At 66.2% G+C, this 1,143-nt stretch carries 1 protein-coding gene; it reads left to right on the forward strand.

What is annotated here, in order from left to right; all coding sequences use genetic code 11:
* Positions 1–1,006, forward strand: a 1,006-nt coding sequence (locus tag AC6EI8_RS26625; RefSeq protein ID WP_498383413.1) for a tyrosine-type recombinase/integrase, incomplete at its 5' end; no start/stop codon positions are given.
* Positions 1,007–1,143: the final 137 nt, after the last annotated feature.

The raw sequence follows: 1,143 nt of genomic DNA on the forward strand, positions 1-1,143 counted from the left end.
ACTGCACGAGTCGCCGGCCACTCATCGCACCTACCGCAAGGAAGCGGAACGGCTGATGCTGTGGGCCATCGTCGAGCGTCAGCGGCCGCTGTCGTCGTTGACCACCGAAGACGCCGTGGCCTACCGCACCTTCCTGCGGCGGCCCATGCCGCGAGAGCGGTGGGTCGGGCCGCCACGCCCGCGCTCGTCGCCGGACTGGCGGCCGTTCACCGGTGCGCTGGCCGCACGCTCGGTCGCCCATGCGCTGTCGATCCTTGGGGCGATGTTCCGCTGGCTGGTCGAGCAACGCTACGTGCTGGCCAATCCCTTCGCCGGCATCAAGGTGCGCGGCGGCGGCCGCACCGCGGCGCTGGACAATTCGCGCGCCTTTACCGACGGTGAATGGAAGTTAGTGCGGACCATTGCTGACGGGCTCGAATGGTCCCACGGCTGGGAGGCCGCCGCGGCGCAGCGCCTGCGCTTCGTGCTGGATTTTGCCTATGCGACCGGGCTACGCCCCAGCGAGCTGGTAGGAGCCACGCTCGGGGATGTCTGGACCGACGCGCAAGGCGACGAATGGCTCAAGCTGACCGGCAAGGGCGGCCGCAGCGGCAACGTGGCAATGCCCCCGTTGGCGCGACGGGCGGTGGAGCGCTACCTGACGGAACGCGGACTGCCCATCAGTCGGCGTTTGTGGCGTCCCGAGGTTCGCCTGGTCGGTGATCTGGGCGGCGAGCCCGAGATCGGCATCTCGAGCACGCGGCTATGGCATGTGGTGAAGCGGTTCTTCAAGCTGGCTGCGGATGTCATTGGTGCGGACCATCCCGCGGCCGCGGACAAGCTGCGCCGCGCCAGTCCACACTGGATGCGCCATACGCACGCCACACACGCGCTAGGAAGCGGCGCGGAACTGACCATCGTTCGAGACAACCTGCGGCATGCGTCCGTGTCGACGACGTCGGTCTATCTGCATAGCGATGAAGTCAAACGGGCCCGGCAGATCGGAGAGGCATTTGGGGCCAAATGACACCCGCAAGGGCGTCCACAGCGGGCTGTACGGACGAACAAGGCGTCATCGGAACTGCCAGCATCCGAAAGGTGAGCGCCTAGGGGGCGGGTAACAAATTTATGCAAAAACGGGTAACAAACTTCTGCAAATTAACG

This window comes from Cupriavidus sp. R6-3 (assembly GCF_059772245.1).